This is a genomic window from Pseudomonas sp. NPDC089743 (assembly GCF_044748785.1).
Lineage (GTDB): Bacteria > Pseudomonadota > Gammaproteobacteria > Pseudomonadales > Pseudomonadaceae > Aquipseudomonas > Aquipseudomonas putida_X.
The window spans coordinates 47,497-65,514 of record NZ_JBIVGS010000004.1; the positions used below are offsets into that span (position 1 = coordinate 47,497).

An 18,018-nucleotide genomic window follows, 5' to 3' on the forward strand; every position below is an offset into this window, starting at 1 on the left:
TAGCAACTTTGGCGAAGCAATGCTGGGTTTAACCGCGAACCGGCCGCCCCCGCTTGAGCGTCTCGCTGGGCAACTCCCGGAACAACTGCCGGTAGCTTTCGGAAAAGCGCCCCAAATGCCAGAACGACCAGCGCATGGCCACCTCGGCCACCGTCACCCCGCCCCCGCGCAACAGGTCACGCCGAGCCCCGTTGAGCCGGCGAAGCCGCAGCCAATGGGCCGGCGGCATACCGGTAAAGGCCTTGAATGCCTGCTGCAACTGGCGCAGGGAAACGCCGGCAACGTCCGCCAACTCCACCAGGTTGAGGGTTTCTTCCGGGCAGTCGGCCGCCCACTCGCTGACCCGCTGCATGATCGCCCGCTCCTCTCCCCGCCGCCCCAGCGCCCCGCCCTGCAGCCGCTGGCAGGCGTTATCCAGGATGAACAGGCAGTCTTCGAGCAACTGCTCGGCCAACGCTTGCCCCGCCAGCGGGCAATCCGCTTCCCCCAGCCGGGTCAGGGTAGCGCTGAGCCAACTGCCGAACAGCGCATTCTGGCCGCTGCCCAGCGGCACCATGAACAAGCCGTCAAGGCGCTGCGGGTCCAGGCCGTGGCTGGCCAGGAAGGCCTGGTCGAAGACCACCGCGACTTCCTGGTAGTTCTCCGGTGTGATCCAGATATTCCGGCTTTGTTCGTTGAGCAGGTACAGGCTGTTTTCGCTGCGGTCGAAGCAGAACGCCAACGCGCCGCTGGGGGCACGGAAAAACTGCTCGACCCGCGTGTTCAGGCGCTCTTCGTACACCTGCACGCCATCCAGGCCCAGGCAACGCAGCTGGCCGCTGAAGTTGCCGGGTGACATCTGCCGGTACTGCTGCTGCCAACCGGGGGTGGCGCGCACCTGCTCGGTGACATCGGTGGTGTGGAAAGCCTGGACCTGCAAGGCATTGGGCGTTGTCACGCTGCGTCCTAATTGCACTCTTTTGGTGCATTCATTGCCGAAGAAAGTGGATAGATTGCCCATGGGGGCTGCGCCCAAGATAGCCCTCAGCACGGCATGTGGGAAGGCTCCTGCACACCAGTGCCACAAAAACCCAACCAAGAGGTCTGTATGAACGCCCCCTTCGATCAGCTTTCCACCTGGCTGAAAGAACACCGGATCACCGAAGTCGAATGCGTGATCAGCGACCTGACCGGCATCGCCCGCGGCAAGATCGCGCCGACCGCCAAGTTTCTCCATGAGCGAGGCATGCGCCTGCCCGAGAGCGTGCTGCTGCAGACCGTCACCGGCGACTACGTAGACGATGACATCTACTACAGCCTGCTCGATGCCGCTGACATCGACATGGTCTGCCGCCCTGACCCGACTGCGGTGTACCAGATTCCCTGGGCCATCGAACCGACCGCCATCGTGATCCACGACACCTTCGACAAACAGGGCAACCCGATCGAACTGTCGCCGCGCAACGTGCTGAAGAAGGTGCTCAAGCTCTATGCCGACAAGGGCTGGCGGCCGATCGTCGCTCCGGAGATGGAGTTCTACCTGACCAAGCGTTGCGAAGACCCGGACTTGCCACTGCAAGTGCCACTGGGCCGCTCCGGCCGCGCCGAAAGCGGGCGCCAGTCGTTCTCCATCGACGCCGCCAACGAATTCGACCCACTGTTCGAAGACGTCTATGACTGGTGCGAACTGCAAGGCCTGGACCTGGACACGCTGATCCACGAAGACGGCCCGGCGCAGATGGAGATCAATTTCCGCCATGGCGATGCGCTGGACCTGGCCGACCAGATCACCGTGTTCAAACGCACCATGCGCGAGGCAGCGCTCAAGCACAACGTTACGGCCACCTTCATGGCCAAGCCGATCACCGATGAACCGGGCAGTGCCATGCACCTGCACCAGAGCGTGGTCGATATCGCCAGCGGCAAACCCGTGTTCGCCAATGACGATGGCAGCATGAGCGAGCTGTTCCTGCACCATATCGGCGGCCTGCAGAAGTACATCCCCAAGCTGCTGCCGATGTTTGCGCCGAACGTCAACTCGTTTCGCCGCTTCCTGCCGGACACCTCGGCGCCGGTCAACGTCGAATGGGGCGAGGAAAACCGCACCGCTGGCCTGCGCGTGCCGACCTCCAGCCCGGACGCCATGCGCGTGGAAAACCGCCTGCCGGGCGCCGACGCCAACCCCTACCTGGCGATCGCCGCGAGCCTGCTGTGCGGCTACCTGGGCATGGTCGAAAAGGTCGAGCCCAGTGCGCCAGTACAGGGCCGCGCCTACGAGCGGCGCAACCTGCGCCTGCCGATCACCATCGAGGACGCGCTGCAACACATGGAGGACTGCCAGACCGTACAGCGCTACCTGGGCAAGCAGTTCGTCCAGGGCTACGTGGCGGTCAAACGTGCCGAGCATGAAAACTTCAAACGTGTGATCAGTTCGTGGGAGCGTGAATTCCTGCTGCTCAGCGTCTGATCTTCGGGGCTGCTGTGCAGCCCCTACCACCCAACGCAAAGAACAAGACCAACGAGGTGTCGACATGCGTCATCTGCAAGCCCTGATTCCCGCAGCATTCACCCTGCTGTTCGGTGCAGCCGCCCAGGCTGAGCCCACGGTCAGCGTTTACAACTGGACCGACTACATTGGTGATACCACCCTGGCCGACTTCCAGGCCAAGACCGGGATCAAGGTGGTCTATGACGTATTCGACTCCAACGAAACCCTGGAGGGCAAACTGCTTGCCGGGCGCACCGGCTACGATGTGGTCGTGCCGTCCAACCACTTCCTCGCCCGCCAGGCACAGGCCGGCGCCTTCTTGCCACTGGACCGCAGCAAGCTGCCGAACTGGAAGCACCTGGACCCCAAACTGCTCAAGCAACTCGAACAGAACGACCCCGGCAACCAGTACGCGGTGCCCTACCTGTGGGGCACCAACGGCATCGGCTACAACGTCGAAAAGGTCAAAGCTGCACTGGGGATCGAGCGTATCGATTCCTGGGCGGTGCTGTTCGAGCCCGAGAACCTCAAGAAACTCAAACAGTGCGGGGTGGCCTTCATGGACTCGCCCGACGAACTGTTCCCAGCCATGCTCAACTACCTGGGCATGGACCCGCGCAGCGAAAAGCCGGCTGACTACGCCAAGGCCGAAGCGCACCTGCTTGCACTGCGCCCTTACATCACCTACTTCCACTCGTCCAAATATGTCTCGGACCTGGCCAACGGCGACATCTGTATCGCGTTCGGCTATTCCGGCGACGTGTTCCAGGCGGCCCACCGCGCAGTCGAGGCGAAAAACGGCGTGAACATCGCCTACAGCATCCCCAAGGAAGGCAGCAACCTGTGGTTCGACCTGCTGGCCATTCCCAAGGACGCCAGCAACCCCGAGCAGGCGCTGGCCTTCATCAACTACCTGCTCGAACCGCAGGTGATCGCCAAGGTCAGCGCCACGGTCGGCTATGCCAATGCCAACCCCGACGCCAAGGCCTACATGGATGAATCGCTGGTCAACAACCCCGAGATCTACCCGCCCCAGGAGGTGCTGGACAAACTGTACATTTCCAGCACGCCGAGCCCGAAGATCATGCGTGTCATGACCCGTTCCTGGAGCAAGATCAAGTCCAACCGCTGAGCCGAGAGCGCGCCATGCCATTCGATACCCAACACACTGCGTCTTACTACGCCGCCACCGCGCGCGATACCGCGCCCTACCCTAGCCTGGACGGCGAACTGACCGCGGATGTGTGCGTGGTCGGCGGTGGGCTGACCGGGGTCAATACCGCGCTGGAGCTGGCCGAGCGTGGCCTGTCGGTGATCCTGCTCGAAGGCCGGCGCGTCGGCTGGGGCGCCAGCGGGCGCAACGGTGGCCAGCTGATCCGCGGCATCGGCCATGACGTCAGCGGTTTTGCCCGCTACGTCGGCCAGGATGGCGTGCGCTACCTGAAACAGGCTGGCATCGACTCGGTGGCCCTGGTGGCCAGGCGCATCGAGCAGTACGGCATTGCCTGCGACCTGCGCTGGGGCTTCTGCGAGCTGGCCAATACACCTGCCCAGTTCGCGGCGTTCAAGGACGAGCAACGCGACCTGGCGGAACTTGGCTATAGCCATGAAACGCGCCTGGTCGAGCGTGAGCGGCTGCACGAAATCGTTGCCAGCGACCAGTACGCCGGCGGGCTGGTGGACATGGGGTCGGGCCATCTGCACCCGCTCGACCTGGTCCAGGGTGAAGCGCGCGCGGCGCACAGCCTGGGGGTACGCATTTTCGAGCAGAGCCCGGTGCTGCGCATCGAGCACGGCGCCACGGTCACCCTGCACACCGCTCGGGGCAAGGTCAGGGCACACAGCCTGGTGCTCGGTTGCAACGCACACCTCGACGAACTGGAGCCACGCCTGAGCGGTAAAGTGCTGCCTGCCGGCAGCTACGTGGTGGCCACCGAGCCACTGCCCGAGGCCGTGGCCAAGGCGCTGATACCGCAGAACATGGCGATGTGCGACCAGAAGGTCGGCCTGGATTACTACCGCCTCACCGCAGACCGTCGGCTGCTGTTCGGCGGGGCCTGTCATTATTCAGGGCGCGACCCGAAGGACATCGCCGCTTACATGCGGCCCAAAGTGCTCAAGGTGTTCCCGCAACTGGCCGAGGTACGCATCGATTACCAGTGGGGCGGGATGATCGGCATCACCGCCAACCGCTTCCCACAGGTCGGGCGGCTGAGCCAGTACCCGAATGTCTACTACGCCCAGGGCTACTCCGGGCATGGCCTGAACGTGACGCACTGGACGGCCAGGCTGCTGGCTGAAGGGATCGCGGTGGGGCACAGCCAGGGGCTGGATGTCTTCAGCGCCGTGCCCCACCTCACCTTCCCGGGCGGCAAGGCGTTGCGCTCGCCGCTGCTGGCATTGGGGATGCTGTGGTATCGGGTGCGCGAGGTGCTGGGCTGACTCAGCACTCGACGAACGCCACCGCCAGGCCACCGCGCGAGGTTTCCTTGTAGTTGGCATGCATGTCGGCGCCGGTATCACGCATTGTGCGAATCACCCGATCCAGCGAGATGAAGTGCTCGCCATCACCGCGCAAGGCCATCTGCACAGCATTGATCGCCTTGACCGCGGCGATCGCATTGCGCTCGATGCACGGCACCTGGACCAGCCCGCCGACCGGGTCACAGGTCAAGCCCAGGTTGTGTTCCAGGGCGATCTCGGCGGCGTTTTCCAATTGCCCGGGTGTAGCGCCCAGCACTTGGGCAAGGCCGGCGGCGGCCATCGAGCATGCCGAACCCACCTCGCCCTGGCAGCCCACTTCGGCACCGGAGATCGATGCATTCTTCTTGCACAGGATGCCGACAGCGGCAGCGGCCAGCAGGAACGCCACCACATCGTCGTCGCTGGCGGCGGGATTGAAATTCATGTAGTAGTGCAGCACCGCAGGGATGATACCCGCCGCGCCGTTGGTTGGCGCGGTGACCATGCGCCCGCCGGCGGCGTTCTCTTCATTGACCGCCAGGGCGAACAGGTTGACCCACTCCATCGCGCTCAGGGTCGAGCCGATCACATTGGGTTTGCCCAGTTCCTGCAGGCTGCGATGCAAGCGTGCAGCGCGGCGCTTGACGCCAAGCCCGCCAGGCAGAATGCCCTCGTTGCGCAGGCCGTTGTCGACGCACTCACGCATTGCGGCCCATATCCGCAGCAGCCCTTCGCGCACCTCGGCTTCGCTGCGCCACGCGCATTCATTGGCCAGCATCAACTGGGCAACGCTCAGCTGATGGGCCTTGCACAGCGCCAGCAACTGGGCCGCACTGGAGAATTCGTAGGGCAGCGTCACAGCAGCCGCTTGGTTGTGCGGCGCGTCGATTTCACCCTGCTCGACAATGAAGCCGCCGCCAACGGAATAGTAGGTTTGGCTGAGCAGGCTGCCCTGCTCGCCCATGGCCTCCAGGGTCATGGCATTGGGGTGATAGGGCAGGTTCTCGTCCAACAGCAGCATGTCGCGTGCATACATGAAGGTCAGCGGGTGGCTGGCGTCGAGCATCAGGCATTGCTCCTGCATCACCTGAGCGATACGTGAGTCGATCGTGGCCGGGTCGATGCGGTCCGGCCACTGCCCCATCAGGCCGAGCAGGCAGGCGCGGTCTGTGGCATGGCCCACGCCCGTAGCGGAAAGCGAACCGTACAGGCGCACTTCGATACGCCGCACCTGGCCCAGCAAGCCATGGGTGCGCAGTGCCTGGGCAAAGGTGGCGGCTGCCCGCATGGGGCCGACGGTGTGAGAGCTGGACGGGCCGATGCCGATTTTGAAAAGATCGAAAACACTGATAGCCATGCTAATGCCTGACCGCGCCGGGCTGAAACACCGTTACGCGGCTGTCTGGATAAATTGAACGCTACTGCGAAGTTGGGCGATACTGCCGCGCTCACCTGTTGATGACCAACGAAACTTTCTAAGCAAGCCTTTAGCAGAGCTAAACGATGCGACGACAAATGAACGGCCAGATGTTCGTCTGGCTGCATGTTTTTTCCTGTGCAGCCCGGCACCTCTCCTTCACCCGGTGCGCCGAGGAATTGCACATCACCCCCGGCGCGGTCAGCCAGCAGATGCGCCAACTGGAAGAGCGCCTTGGTTACCGCCTGTTCCTGCGGCGTGCACGCGGGGTTGAGCTGAGCGCCGAGGGGCAGCGCCTGGCGCAGACCGTGGCCGAGGCCTACGGCAGCATCGAAGCCGAACTGCTGCGCCTGGATGCCGGCGAAATCCGCGGCACCTTGCGCGTACGCTCGATTCCCTCGTTCCTGGCCAAGTGGCTGACACCGCGCCTGCCGCGCTTTCAGCAGCGGTATCCGGATATCGAGTTGCGTCTGGTGGCCGAAGACAGCGCGCAGGCGCTGAACCCAGGCGACTTCGACCTGGCCATTGACCTGAATGATGGCAGCTACCCGGGCATGCTCTCGACGCCGCTGCTGGATGAACAGGTCTTCCCCGTCTGCTCGCCAGCCCTGCTGCGCGGCCGCCCGCCCTTGCACGGGCCTGCAGACCTTGCCCACTATCCCCTGCTGCACGACATCACCGCCTGGCGCGGCAGTTCGGATTTTGCCGAATGGGAGTTCTACCTGGAGGGCATCGGTGCGCCAGGGCTGGACGTGCGACGCGGGCATACCTTCAACCGCAATCACTTGACGATCGAAGCGGCGATCGCCGGGATCGGCGTGGCCATAGCCCGCCGCACCTTACTCAATGATGAGCTTGAACGGGGCGCATTGATCGTGCCGTTCGGTGTGCCGATCGCCAACCACAAGCGCTATGTGGTGCATTACCCGCCAGGCGGGCTGAACCAGCCGGGCGCTCGTGCGGTGCACGACTGGCTGGTGGAAGAGGCCAACAGCTTTCGCATGCAGCACCCTGTTCAAGCACGTGACGTGACCACCGGCACACCCGCGTGATCATTCCACTGCAACGCGCTTCACATCGAAATCAAACGAGGGCACGTACTCACCGGCCAGCACATGTGGGCATTTGGACGGGACGAAGTTGTCGCTCAACAGGTCTTGGGCGCTGTCATAACCCGGCATGGAAATGCCCGTGATGTTCAACAACGTATGGGCAAGGGAGGAAATGCTGACGGTTTGCCCTTCCCGCTGTTTGAGCTTGTGCAGCACGTGCGCCTGCCGCTGCAGCAGGCTGCCGGAAGCCCAGATGAACGCGGCCACCGAAAGGTCATACTCATTGCCCATGCCATGGCCCAACAGACCGCGGCTGTCATCCAGCAAATTCTCGCCATGGTCAGACGAATAGACCAACAACGCCTTGCGCTGGCTGCTTTTCAGTTGATCGATGATCCGGCCCAACAGCCAGTCGGTGTACAGGATCGAGTTATCGTAATCTGCGGTGATCCGGTCCTTCGCGCTGTCGCTCGCCGGCTTGAACTTGCCGAACTCGCGTGGGTAGCGGCGGGCATAATCGAAATGGCTGCCCTTGATATGAATGAAGATTGCCTGTTTCTGCCTGCCGCCCTGCTGGATGATGTCTTCGTAGGCTTGCATCAAGGCGCCGTCGTAGCTGCGCTCAAAGTATTGGCGGGTCTGCGCCTCAGCAGCAATCTGCGGAATGATCCCGCCAAAACTGTCGACTTCCTGGGAAGACAGCCAGTACGTTTTGTAGCCGGCGGCGCGGTAGATGCCAACCAGGGATTTGGTCGAGGCGATCAGGTCCCAGTGCTTGATCGGCGCCAGGCTGAGCAATGAGGGCACGGCGACCGATGTATACGGCGCCGTGGTGCACATGCTGTCGAACTTGAACACCCCCGCCGCTTTGTCGAGGTTCGGCGTGGTGGGTTGGTGGTAACCATACAGCGACCAGTTGTGTGGCCGTGAGGACTCGCCGATGACGAACACGAGGGTCTCGACATCAGCGGCGTCCGACACTGCAGTTATCTTCACCTCGGACTCCAGGCGCTGTTTGATATAGCGCTTGGACTCGGCATACAACGTGACCGTCAAGCCGATTTGCGACAAATAACCTACCGGGGTACTTTGATCCTTGGCTGCCAGGTCCAGGACTGCACTCTTGCCCAGCGAATTGAGTTTGACGGTTTTGTAGAAATAGGCGCCATACCCGACCAACAAGGCACTTATCGTCAAGCCAAAAATCGCCTTGTTCTTGTAAAACGTGCGCCGGTACAAGCCAGCCAAGCCAACGCCATAACACAGCACGAATACCAGCAGTACCGCACTGATCGAATGCCAGTAGGTACTGAGAAAATCAGTCGCCTCTTTATAATTGGTCAGCCCGATAAAAAGATAGGCTGCCGTCAAGCGCGAACCAAAGTTCAGAACCAGGAACAGGTCGACACTGGCCGCCAGATAGAATGGCAACAACAGAAGATGAACCTTGAATTGATTGGCTGAAACGAACCGCGTGGCCAGCAGCCATAACACTGAAATGGCCAGTGTGTAGATGACCAACAAATCCATTTTCGAGCAATTGCACTCGACCAACAGCTTGACGAACAACGGCGACAGCAGAAACGCCCATAACAGAAAAATCGGCCACTCGGCCTTCGCTACCCTCGACACAACCCCGCCCAGCCAAGACAACCTGTTCATGGATCCCTGCCCCTTTGGATGGCACGTGGTCGAGTAGCGGCTTCAGTAGGCCTGCTTGCCGGTAAAGGCATTGAGCGTTCGAACCAGAATCACGAAGTCGAGCCAGAGCGACCAGTTGTTGATGTACTCGATGTCCGAATTCACCCGCTGGATCATCTGTTCGATGTCCTTGGTTTCCCCCCGGTAGCCACGCACCTGTGCCAGGCCTGTCATGCCGGGCTTGATATTGTGGCGGGCGAAGTAGTCGACGATGTCCTGGGAGTACAACGTATCGTGTTGCAGCGCATGCGGGCGTGGACCCACCAGCGACATCTCGCCCGTCAATACATTGAACAGCTGCGGCAACTCATCCAGGCTGGTGCGCCGGATGAAGGCGCCGACCCGGGTGAGCCTTGGGTCATTCTTCTGCGCCTGCTGGACCACGCCAGCGTCGGGTTGGTGGACGCGCATGCTGCGAAACTTCCAGATGCGAAACGACTCCCCCGTCCACCCGGTACGTTCCTGGCGGAAAAACACCGGCCCCGGGCTGTCGAACTTGATGATCGCGGCCACCACCAGCAGTACCGGCGAGGCACACAGCAGAATGAACGCAGCCAGCACGCGGTCTTCCAGGTTCTTCAGGAACAGGCTCATGCCGGTGAGCGGGGTTTCCGACAACGTCAATACCGGGATGCCGGCAATTTCACGGACGCTGTGGTTGATCAGGCGCAGCGAGAAGATATCGGGCACCCAGTTGACCGCAATGCACTTGTCCAAGAGTTTCAGGTAGACATCGTTGATCAGCTCAGAGCCGCCCAGCGGCGTCACCAGATAGACCGTGCGGATCGCGTGCTTGGCGATGAGCTCGTCCAGGTCGGTAATACGGCCCAATACAGGCAGGCGCAACTTTGCATCGGCCGTGTCCGGCCCATCGAGTTGCTCATCGATCAGCACACAACCGACCACCCGCTCACCGAACCAAGGGTTGTTGCTGATTTTCTGGTAGAGGAAGTTCGCCAGGTCGCCCCCGCCGATAATCAACGCGTTGTCCTGGCGAGCATGGGCAGTAAAGCGCTTTTGCAGTTCGCGCACCACAATATGCAGGAGCAACTGGGCAATGTAACCAAACACAAACAACTGCACCACCAACAGCCGCGAATAGGTTTCACTCTGTTTGGTGAGAAACGCGATAACCACTAAGAAACAAAACGTGGCAGACCACGCCTTGAACAACCGGAAGGCTTTGACGGACAGGCCAACGTTACTACGATAAATGGCATAGTGATCATAAATGACGGCCAGCGCACCTATCAGCAGCAACAGCATGATCACGTAGTCTGAAGTAATATATCCAAACTGGTCATAGATCAGATACCACGCAACACTGGTGACGGCGATGCCATCGAGGCCGGCCTGAATGGCGTTACTCACACTACTTCTTCGCTGCAGCAAAGAACGGCTGCTTCTAGGCTCGAATACCATTATGAGGCCTCTTTTTATGTGCGTGACCCACCTGTTGCCATTACACCCGTGCGATACAACCAACCTTAGATCCAACACCAGATCAGTCAAAAAAGCTGCCACGACCCCCTCGCCGCTTGATATCACTGTAGCAGTACCCAGCAGGGAGTGCGGGGATCAATCCGCCTCGCTCACGGCCCTGTCAGGCTCGCTTTGTTGAACAGCAACGCCCGCAGCAGGAACAGCGGATTGCCGACCACATAGCGTACGAACAGCCGCTTGGGCTCCCTGCTCAGCCTGTACACCCATTCGCCGCCCAAGCGGCGTAACCAGTCCGGCGCCCGGGTGACCTTGCCGCCCATGAAATCCAGGATCGCTCCGCCACAGACGATCAGGCAGGGCCTGCCCAATTCAGCCAGGCGCGCTGCGACGTTCTCCTGCTTGGGCATGCCCATGCCCAGCACGATCAGTTCCGGCTGCTGCTGCGCCAGGTCGATGTAGGTGTCGATACTGGCAAAGCCGTCATGCAGCGACACGACGTTTACCCCGTAAAGCGCTTCGGCCTGGTCGGCGGCCCGGCTCAGGTACGGCTCCTGGGTGCCCCAGAACGCTACCCGCCTGCCGTTGAACGCAGCGAGCAACTCGGGAATGAAATCGGTGCCGTTCATGTTCAGCCCGGGCGCCAGCCCCAGGCGCCGATACAGTATCGCGATGCCCGACCCGTCGCGCAGCAGCACGTCCGCTGCCGCCAGCGCGGTGCAGTAGTCGGCGTTGGCAGCCACCAGGTTCATGGCATGGGCATTGACGAAGCCCAACACCGTTGCCGTGCGCGGCGCGCTCAGTGCCTGCAGCACCTGCCGCTCATCAGCGGCGTCATCGACCACGCGCAGCTTGTCGATGATCGTCTTCCAGCGTCGCACCCAAGGCCATGCGTCCATTCAGCTGTCATCCCGTTTCGAGCGCACCCATTCAACCTGGCGCTTGAGCAGAAAACCGAGGTACAGGGGAACCTTCTTCGCCGCGTAGAACGGCGCATACAGCAATACGGAAAACGGGATCACCTCACGCGAGAAGCGCCACCAGGCCAACACCACCGCGGCCAGCAACAGCGCAAGGTTGATGGTGGCAAGCACTGCCGGCAGTACAATGCCGAAGACCGCAAATGCCAGCCATGCCACGCTGAACACCACCACCATGGCCAAGGCCAGCAGCGCCAAGGGCGGTACCAGCAGGTCCACGGCCATGGCCAGCAACGGCCAGTTACCCTGCGCCAGCGAGCGGCGGATCAACCCGGGGCCCTCCGTCAGCAGCAACCCCAAGTGGCCATGCTCCCAGCGGGTGCGTTGGCTGTTCAGGCCTTCCTGGCTGGTCGGGAACTGGCTGGTGACAGTGGCCGCCGGGCAGAACAGCGGGGGTTTGCCATCGCGGCACAGCTCCAGGCCCAGCTTGATGTCTTCGACCAGGTGGCCGGTCGCCAGGTTGGCCGCTGTCACGTCCTGCCAACTGAACGCCATGCCCGCCCCCATCAACTGGCACGGCAAGCCTGCCCGAGCCCATCCACGCGGGCGCACCAGATTTTTCACGCGCCAGGCGAATTCGGCGACCTGCACTTTCAGCCCGGCGCCTGCAGGTGCATGCATCAGGTACAAAGACTGCACCGGCCGGCCAGACTCGACGCAACTGTGCGCCAGGCGCTCGACGGCACCGGCGCTCACCTGGCAATCGGCGTCGATGATCAACACCACCTGCGGCGGGTTGTGCGCCAGATGCCGTACGCCGTAGTCCAGCGCATAGCCCTTGCCACGCAGGTGCGGGTCCTGACGCTCGATCACCTGCGCGCCGGCAGCCCGCGCCAATGCGGCGGTATCGTCGCTGCAGTTGTCCGCCACCACCAGCAACTGGTCGCCCTCGCGCAATTGCCCGGCGATGCTTGCCAGTGCAGACGCGATGACCAGCGCCTCGTTGTGCGCCGGTACCAGCACCGCCACCCGTGGCCGTGCGCCCTTGAGCTGTGGCACCGGCCGCGCCGGCAGGCAAGCCAACAGCACCTGGACCAACAGCACCAGCACCGGCAGCAGCACAAGCAATGCCACGATGCCTAACAGCCAACTCAATAAAGTAATCATGCAATTGCCTTGAAATAGCGAACCAGCCTGGCCGCTTCGGTATCGATATCGTGACGCTGGAGCACGCGCTCGTAGGCAGCCTGGCCCATCTGCTGCAGGGCTTGGGCAGGCTGCGCCAGGCAATCCGCCATGGCCTCGGCCAACGCTTGCACTTCGCCTGCCGGGAACAGCCAACCGTTTTCCCCTTGTCGAACCAGCTCGGGGATGCCCGCGACAAAGGTCGTCAATACCGGACGACGCAAGGCCATGGCCTCCATGAGGACCACAGGCAGCCCTTCGGCGAAACTCGGCAGCACCAGCGCGCGGGCAGCTAGGATTTCTTCCCGGACCTGGGCGCTGCTGATCCAGCCAGTGACGCGCACCTGGCCCTGCAAACCATGGCGGGCGATCAACGCGTCGATCTGCTCACGCATTTCACCATCGCCGGCCAGCACCAGTTCGAATGCCACCCCGTCGGCCAACAAGCGCCGGGCGGCTTCAAGCAGCAGCAGCTGGCCCTTCTGCTCGCACAGGCGCCCTACGCAAACCAGCCGCGGCGCTGCCGGGGGCGCGATGGCCGGGCCTTCATGGAAACTGCGCTCCAGGCCGCAATGCACCACCTTCACCTTGACCCAGTGCTCATGGGCCACCCAGCGAAACAACTGGCTGCGCCCGTACGAGCTCACCGCAGCGACGAATGCGGCGCGGCGTACCTTCTCTGCCATGTGCAGGAATTGCGGCTTGTCGAACTCCTCCGGCCCGTGCACGGTGAAGCTGTAGCGGGGGCCACCGAGCGTGTTGGCCAGCATGACCACCTCGGTGGAATTGGTACCGAAATGGGCGTGCACGTGCTCAGCAGCAGCGCTTTTCAGCCACTGCACGACACGGCACGCTTCAGCCAGATAGACCAGGTGATAAGGCCAGGCTCGATCGGCGCGCAACCCCATGCTCAACGCCAGGCGCAACGCGGAAAGGAAACGCCGCGGCTCGGCGCGCGCTACCTGCAGCATCGGTTTGAGCAGGCTTTTGAGGCCCCCTTGCAGCACGTAGCGGGTCTTGCCCCGCTCGGCGATATCTTCATCGTCCTGCAACTCGGCGTCCCAACCCCGCAGGGCGATGCGTTGAACCTCCATGCCTTGACGTTCGAGCGCCAGAATTTCGCGACGAATGAAGCTGTGACTGACCTTGGGATACTGATTGATGAAATAAGCAATGCGCATACGCCCCCAAATCGAAATCCGTTTACTGATAGGGTCGGGCCGCTTCGGCGACGCCCTGACCTTTACCTCATGCTGTGGCTCACTGACTACAGGCTAGCTGAGGATGCAACGGCAGCGCTGTTTGCGCGGTGGTGCCGGGCAGTGCTGCCTCTATCTTGGCGAAAACGTCGTCCAGTAGCGCGTTGCGTCGTCTGTACATGGCGCGCTTCTTCGGCGCGATGTCCTCCAGATTACGCTTGGCAGGCGCCAGGGGGAGCTCGAAGAAGTCCTCACGCAGCGACGCCTCGGCACCGCTCTCCTGCCATATCACATCATAGTTGGCTGCCAGGTCCTGAGCCTTATCAACCCCGAAATAGGGGTGGCGGTGGTGCCGGCACTGATCACCGACAGCATGGATGCGCGCGACCCCGACCGTTCTGGCCAGGCACTTGAGGGCTTCGAGCAGAAAGCTTCGGGGGCGCAACCCTTCGAAATCCTTGGTCAGGTCACGGTAGATGTTCAGGGAGGTTTCGCTGTCGATGCCTTTATGAATACCTTGCACGGCGCCAATGAACAGGCACAACTCGCCCTCTGTGCGGCACAGGGTGAACGCCAACGACGCCACGCGCAGATCAGCCTGGAACAGGTTGATCACCAATTCCCCCTCACGCTTGAACCAGATCGGCCGATCCAGCACCAGAGCGCAATCCTTGGAGTAGGCCGACAGGTCACAGACCACTCGGCGCTCCTCGCGCCCCAACAGCAACAGTGCCGGCAACTGGCTGACGACCACCTCATAGTGCGAGGCCACCACATCGAGCCGCTCACGGGCATCCCAGCATTTGCTGATGTATGGCCACTGCACCACCCCGATGCAGTCCACGCCTAGCCTGGCAAAGCGCTCGTTGCCCAGCGCAGCGGACATGCGCTGCATGAAGGTGCGCAAGTCCGGCCACTGCCTGATCATGGCTGCGCCCAGCTTGTACTTGTTGTTGAGCGCCCGCAGCGAGTAGCCCGGTTGCAAGGTGAGGACGCTTCTGGCTAACGATCCGAGCATCTTAGGCCTCTCATTTGTACTCGATCAACGCCGGGTTGCCGACCGTGTACCTGTTCAGCACAAACTTCATCTGGCCCATCATCTCCGGGAATTTGCCCAGCACCAGAAAGGCCGCCTGCACTGCGTTTTCACGCGCCGACCTGCCGCCACGGCGCGCCAGGCGCAGCATCTGCAAGGGGTAGACCAGCAGCAACCACAGTGTCCACGGGCCCGCCAAGACGCTTGCCAGTGCAACCAGCAGTGGAATGCCCAGGCCCCACAACCAGGCACGGCGTGACTCTCGCAGCCAATGCCGTTCCGGGGGCGCCCCATGCAGGCAGGCACCCTCGGCATAGGCGTAGCCTGCGCGTACGCTGCGCCGCCACCACTGGCCGAAGCGTGTCATGGCGGCATCGTGCAACGTCATTTCAGCAGCCAGGCGCCAGACCTTCCACCCCGCCGCCCTGAGCCGCACGCACAGCTCGGGCTCCTCCCCGGCGATCAGCGCCGAGCGATAGCCAGCGACGGCCACGAAGGCATCCACACGCATCAGCGCATCACCGCCACAGGCCTTGGTTTCACCCACCGGGGTGTCCCACTCCAGGTCACACAGCCAGTTGTAGACCGAGTGCTGGGGAAAGCGCTCGCGGCGCCGCCCACACACCACCGCCACCTGCGGGTGGGCGTCGAGAAAGGCTCGCGCCGTGGCGAGCCAGCCGGCATCCACTTCACAATCGCCGTCGACGAACTGCACAAGGCGCACGGCAGGCAGGGCCCTTTGCAGGCAGGCGAAGCCCTCGTTGCGTGCACGCGCGGCCGTGAAAGGTCTGCTCATGTCCAACGTCAGCACCTCGACACCCAGGGCCGATGCCCGTTGCACGGAACCATCCGTGGAACCTGAGTCGACGTACACCACCTTGTCCGCACGACCTGCCAACGACGCCAGGCAGCGCTCCAGACGAAGGCCTTCGTTACGGCCGATAACCACTACGCCAATGCCTGTCACCCTGGACCTCACTCGCAACGCTTGATGAAACCACCCCGTGTACGGTCAGCCATTGCCTGGTTCATGTGAACTCCATCGCTTCGCTGGGTTTTCTCGCCTTGATGGTCGCGGGTACGCCCACGGCCAGTGAGTTGTCCGGCACATCGATCAGCACCACAGCGTTGGAGCCGATCGCGACGTTGTTGCCGATGCGGATGTTGCCCAGCACCTTGGCCCCGGCGCCGATATCGACGTTGTTGCCAAAGATGGGTGCGATCGGTTCATTGACGTTCTTCAGGCCGACCACCACACCGTTGCGGATCCGGCAGTCATCGCCGAATCGCGCATAGCCGCTGATGACGATGCCGCCGAAATGATCGATGACGAAATTGCGGCCGATCACCACTTCACACGGCAATTCGACGCCGGTGATGATCTGCACGAATTTGAACAGCACCTTGTAGACAAACGACAGCAGCTTGCGCAGAAGCGCCGGCCGCACCCCGTAGCGCCAACGGCCAAAGCGATAGACCACCAGGACCCAGAAGCCCTGGGCACCCCAATCTCCACCGTGTGCACGTAAGTCCGCGCGTATGTTCTGGAACATGGCTTCACCTACCGTGTGGGTTGGCTGGCAAACTGGGTCCTGAGCAACAGCGACCAGGTGGCGCGCGTGTGCAGCCAACAGGCCTTTATCGCGCCCCAGCCTCGCCCCTTGAGCAGTGCCTTGAGCGCCAGCACCAGGTCACCCAGGCTCACCAGCACCATGTGCAGGATCAGGCCCGGCACGCCATGGTGCTTGCGAAAGTACAGCAGCTCGCTCTCGATCTGGTAGCTGGAGATCTGCCGGCTCGCAGCCTCCAGCTCGGCGACCGACTTGGAGCTCTCCCCGCCGATGTGCACGACGGTGGTATGCGGGTAGAACACCACCTTCCAACCGGCATCCTTGACCCGCTTGCAATGGTCGACTTCCTCGTAATAAAGGAAGTAGCGCGGGTCGAACAGGCCCACCTGATCGAGCACTTCACGACGCACCAGGTAGAAACAGCCCGGCAACCAGTCGCATTCACGCACCGAGGCATGGTCCCAGGTCATCTCGTCGACCATCTTCACCCCGGGGAAAAAGCGCCCCAGCCCGGTACGCGCGACAAATACATTCAAGGGCGTGGGGAAGTACCTGCAACTGGGCTGCAGATCACCGTCGCGCCCCACCAGGCGCACGCCCAGCACGCCGCAGTCCGGGTGCGCGTCCATGTAATCGATGGTTTTCTGCAGGCTGTCGGCAGCGACGAAAGCGTCGGTGTTGAGCAGCAGCGCGTACTTGCCCTGCAGGTGCGCCAGCAACTGGTTGTTGGCGCGGCCAAAACCGACATTGTGCGTATTGCTCAGCAGCACAGCTTCGGGGCAGACCTCGGCCAGGCGCTGCACCGAATCGTCGACGGATGCGTTGTCCACTACCAGATAGCTGGCCAACCGTTCACTGCCGGCTTGGCGCAGCGCATCGAACATCGGCTGCAACAACGATGCGGTATTGAAATTGACGACCATCACATCGACGGGTTTTCTATCCATTGCTGCCGTCTCCGAAGAAGTACTCGCTGCGTTGGCGCGCCAGTGCAGGTTCTACTGTCGGGTCGTAAGCGCCTTTGCGCTGCTTGACCGTTTCGATCCAGGGGTAGGCATTGCAGCGCGCTTCGACCCGGGTGATCAGCTCTTCAGTGGTGCAGATGACTTTGGCCGGGTTACCGCCGACCACCGTGCCAGGCGGTACATCCTTGGTGACGACTGCCCCGGCGGCAACCACCGAGTCAGGCCCGATGGTCACGCGCGGCATGACGATCGCGCCATGCCCGACGAAGCAGTTGTCCTTGATGTCAATGTAGCCGACCGAATCCAGGTGCTTGCCGTAACAGATCTCGATCAGCGCAACCACACCGTCGTGGCCGATCAAGGTACAGTCCGACAGGCCCACGTTGCTGCCGATACGCACCAGCGTGGGGTCGGTTACATTGCAGCCGCAGTTGATATAGACATTGCTGCCCACCGAGTGGAATTTGCCCCACCGTGCCAGGTAGGTGCCCCACTCCAAAGGAGTTGGGTTGCAGAATTTCTTGTAAGCCGAACCTCCCCGTCCTGTTGAGTAGACATACTGCGTCATGGCATTGCGAATCCATCCAATCATTCTGCTACCC

Annotated in this window: 16 protein-coding genes; 4 read left to right on the plus strand and 12 right to left on the minus strand. The window is 62.1% G+C overall.

Annotated elements, in window-relative coordinates; all coding sequences use genetic code 11:
- Nucleotides 1-28: 28 nt before the first annotated feature.
- Entirely contained in the window at nt 29-937 is a 909-nt protein-coding gene (locus tag ACIPZC_RS09485) for a helix-turn-helix domain-containing protein (RefSeq protein ID WP_267816367.1), read from the minus strand.
- 150 nt (nt 938-1,087) lie between these two features.
- Here ACIPZC_RS09485 and ACIPZC_RS09490 point away from each other — a divergent pair, with 150 nt between their 5' ends.
- The 3 genes from ACIPZC_RS09490 to ACIPZC_RS09500 all read left to right on the plus strand — a co-directional run bounded on the left by ACIPZC_RS09490 (nt 1,088) and on the right by ACIPZC_RS09500 (nt 4,909).
- Nucleotides 1,088-2,446, plus strand: coding sequence for a glutamine synthetase family protein (locus tag ACIPZC_RS09490; RefSeq protein WP_012314747.1), 1,359 nt, complete (start codon nt 1,088-1,090; stop codon nt 2,444-2,446).
- A 64-nt stretch (nt 2,447-2,510) separates the two neighbouring features.
- On the plus strand, nt 2,511-3,599 hold the full coding sequence (locus ACIPZC_RS09495; RefSeq protein WP_400626435.1) for a polyamine ABC transporter substrate-binding protein: 1,089 nt from the start codon (nt 2,511-2,513) through the stop codon (nt 3,597-3,599).
- Between the two features lie 14 nt (nt 3,600-3,613).
- A complete protein-coding gene (locus ACIPZC_RS09500) occupies nt 3,614-4,909 on the plus strand; it encodes an FAD-binding oxidoreductase (RefSeq protein ID WP_267816371.1) in 1,296 nt (431 codons plus the stop codon).
- A gap of 1 nt (nt 4,910) precedes the next feature.
- Here ACIPZC_RS09500 and ACIPZC_RS09505 read toward each other — a convergent pair whose 3' ends face one another.
- On the minus strand, nt 4,911-6,287 hold the full coding sequence (locus ACIPZC_RS09505) for an L-serine ammonia-lyase (protein WP_400626437.1): 1,377 nt from the start codon (nt 6,285-6,287) through the stop codon (nt 4,911-4,913).
- 146 nt (nt 6,288-6,433) lie between these two features.
- Here ACIPZC_RS09505 and ACIPZC_RS09510 point away from each other — a divergent pair, with 146 nt between their 5' ends.
- On the plus strand, nt 6,434-7,399 hold the full coding sequence (locus tag ACIPZC_RS09510) for a LysR substrate-binding domain-containing protein (RefSeq protein WP_400626439.1): 966 nt from the start codon (nt 6,434-6,436) through the stop codon (nt 7,397-7,399).
- Here ACIPZC_RS09510 and ACIPZC_RS09515 read toward each other — a convergent pair whose 3' ends face one another.
- The 10 genes from ACIPZC_RS09515 to ACIPZC_RS09560 all read right to left on the minus strand — a co-directional run bounded on the left by ACIPZC_RS09515 (nt 7,400) and on the right by ACIPZC_RS09560 (nt 18,008).
- Nucleotides 7,400-9,061 (minus strand): phosphoethanolamine transferase, encoded by a 1,662-nt coding sequence (locus ACIPZC_RS09515; protein ID WP_400626441.1) that lies wholly within the window; start codon nt 9,059-9,061, stop codon nt 7,400-7,402.
- A gap of 42 nt (nt 9,062-9,103) precedes the next feature.
- A complete protein-coding gene (locus ACIPZC_RS09520; protein ID WP_400626864.1) occupies nt 9,104-10,522 on the minus strand; it encodes an undecaprenyl-phosphate glucose phosphotransferase in 1,419 nt (472 codons plus the stop codon).
- A gap of 170 nt (nt 10,523-10,692) precedes the next feature.
- Nucleotides 10,693-11,439, minus strand: a complete 747-nt coding sequence (locus ACIPZC_RS09525; RefSeq protein WP_400626443.1) for a WecB/TagA/CpsF family glycosyltransferase — start codon at nt 11,437-11,439, stop codon at nt 10,693-10,695.
- Nucleotides 11,440-12,627, minus strand: a complete 1,188-nt coding sequence (locus ACIPZC_RS09530) for a glycosyltransferase family 2 protein (RefSeq protein ID WP_400626445.1) — start codon at nt 12,625-12,627, stop codon at nt 11,440-11,442.
- Nucleotides 12,624-13,826, minus strand: a complete 1,203-nt coding sequence (locus tag ACIPZC_RS09535) for a glycosyltransferase family 4 protein (protein ID WP_400626447.1) — start codon at nt 13,824-13,826, stop codon at nt 12,624-12,626. The genes ACIPZC_RS09530 and ACIPZC_RS09535 overlap by 4 nt, the downstream gene beginning before the upstream one ends.
- Before the next feature lie 79 nt (nt 13,827-13,905).
- Complete coding sequence (locus ACIPZC_RS09540) at nt 13,906-14,862, minus strand: VirK/YbjX family protein (protein ID WP_400626449.1); 957 nt, start codon at nt 14,860-14,862, stop codon at nt 13,906-13,908.
- Nucleotides 14,863-14,872: 10 nt separating this feature from the next.
- Nucleotides 14,873-15,847, minus strand: a complete 975-nt coding sequence (locus ACIPZC_RS09545; RefSeq protein ID WP_400626451.1) for a glycosyltransferase — start codon at nt 15,845-15,847, stop codon at nt 14,873-14,875.
- 61 nt (nt 15,848-15,908) lie between these two features.
- On the minus strand, nt 15,909-16,433 hold the full coding sequence (locus tag ACIPZC_RS09550) for a serine O-acetyltransferase (RefSeq protein ID WP_241803660.1): 525 nt from the start codon (nt 16,431-16,433) through the stop codon (nt 15,909-15,911).
- Between the two features lie 8 nt (nt 16,434-16,441).
- Nucleotides 16,442-17,398: a glycosyltransferase family 2 protein gene (locus ACIPZC_RS09555; RefSeq protein WP_241803661.1), complete on the minus strand. Its 957-nt coding sequence runs from the start codon at nt 17,396-17,398 to the stop codon at nt 16,442-16,444.
- Nucleotides 17,391-18,008, minus strand: coding sequence for an acyltransferase (locus ACIPZC_RS09560; protein WP_241803663.1), 618 nt, complete (start codon nt 18,006-18,008; stop codon nt 17,391-17,393). Before ACIPZC_RS09560 ends, ACIPZC_RS09555 begins: the two co-directional genes overlap by 8 nt.
- Between the last annotated feature and the right edge of the window lie 10 nt (nt 18,009-18,018).

What these genes read in the sequence shown, in the direction of transcription:
- ACIPZC_RS09490 (WP_012314747.1), top strand. Translation starts at nt 1,088, where the DNA reads ATGAACGCCCCCTTCGATCAGCTTTCCACCTGGCTGAAAGAACACCGG.
- ACIPZC_RS09495 (WP_400626435.1), top strand. Translation starts at nt 2,511, where the DNA reads ATGCGTCATCTGCAAGCCCTGATTCCCGCAGCATTCACCCTGCTGTTC.
- ACIPZC_RS09500 (WP_267816371.1), top strand. Translation starts at nt 3,614, where the DNA reads ATGCCATTCGATACCCAACACACTGCGTCTTACTACGCCGCCACCGCG.
- ACIPZC_RS09505 (WP_400626437.1), bottom strand. Translation starts at nt 6,287, where the DNA reads ATGGCTATCAGTGTTTTCGATCTTTTCAAAATCGGCATCGGCCCGTCC.
- ACIPZC_RS09510 (WP_400626439.1), top strand. Translation starts at nt 6,434, where the DNA reads ATGCGACGACAAATGAACGGCCAGATGTTCGTCTGGCTGCATGTTTTT.
- ACIPZC_RS09515 (WP_400626441.1), bottom strand. Translation starts at nt 9,061, where the DNA reads ATGAACAGGTTGTCTTGGCTGGGCGGGGTTGTGTCGAGGGTAGCGAAG.
- ACIPZC_RS09520 (WP_400626864.1), bottom strand. Translation starts at nt 10,522, where the DNA reads ATGGTATTCGAGCCTAGAAGCAGCCGTTCTTTGCTGCAGCGAAGAAGT.
- ACIPZC_RS09525 (WP_400626443.1), bottom strand. Translation starts at nt 11,439, where the DNA reads ATGGACGCATGGCCTTGGGTGCGACGCTGGAAGACGATCATCGACAAG.
- ACIPZC_RS09530 (WP_400626445.1), bottom strand. Translation starts at nt 12,627, where the DNA reads ATGATTACTTTATTGAGTTGGCTGTTAGGCATCGTGGCATTGCTTGTG.
- ACIPZC_RS09535 (WP_400626447.1), bottom strand. Translation starts at nt 13,826, where the DNA reads ATGCGCATTGCTTATTTCATCAATCAGTATCCCAAGGTCAGTCACAGC.
- ACIPZC_RS09540 (WP_400626449.1), bottom strand. Translation starts at nt 14,862, where the DNA reads ATGCTCGGATCGTTAGCCAGAAGCGTCCTCACCTTGCAACCGGGCTAC.
- ACIPZC_RS09550 (WP_241803660.1), bottom strand. Translation starts at nt 16,433, where the DNA reads ATGTTCCAGAACATACGCGCGGACTTACGTGCACACGGTGGAGATTGG.
- ACIPZC_RS09555 (WP_241803661.1), bottom strand. Translation starts at nt 17,398, where the DNA reads ATGGATAGAAAACCCGTCGATGTGATGGTCGTCAATTTCAATACCGCA.
- ACIPZC_RS09560 (WP_241803663.1), bottom strand. Translation starts at nt 18,008, where the DNA reads ATGATTGGATGGATTCGCAATGCCATGACGCAGTATGTCTACTCAACA.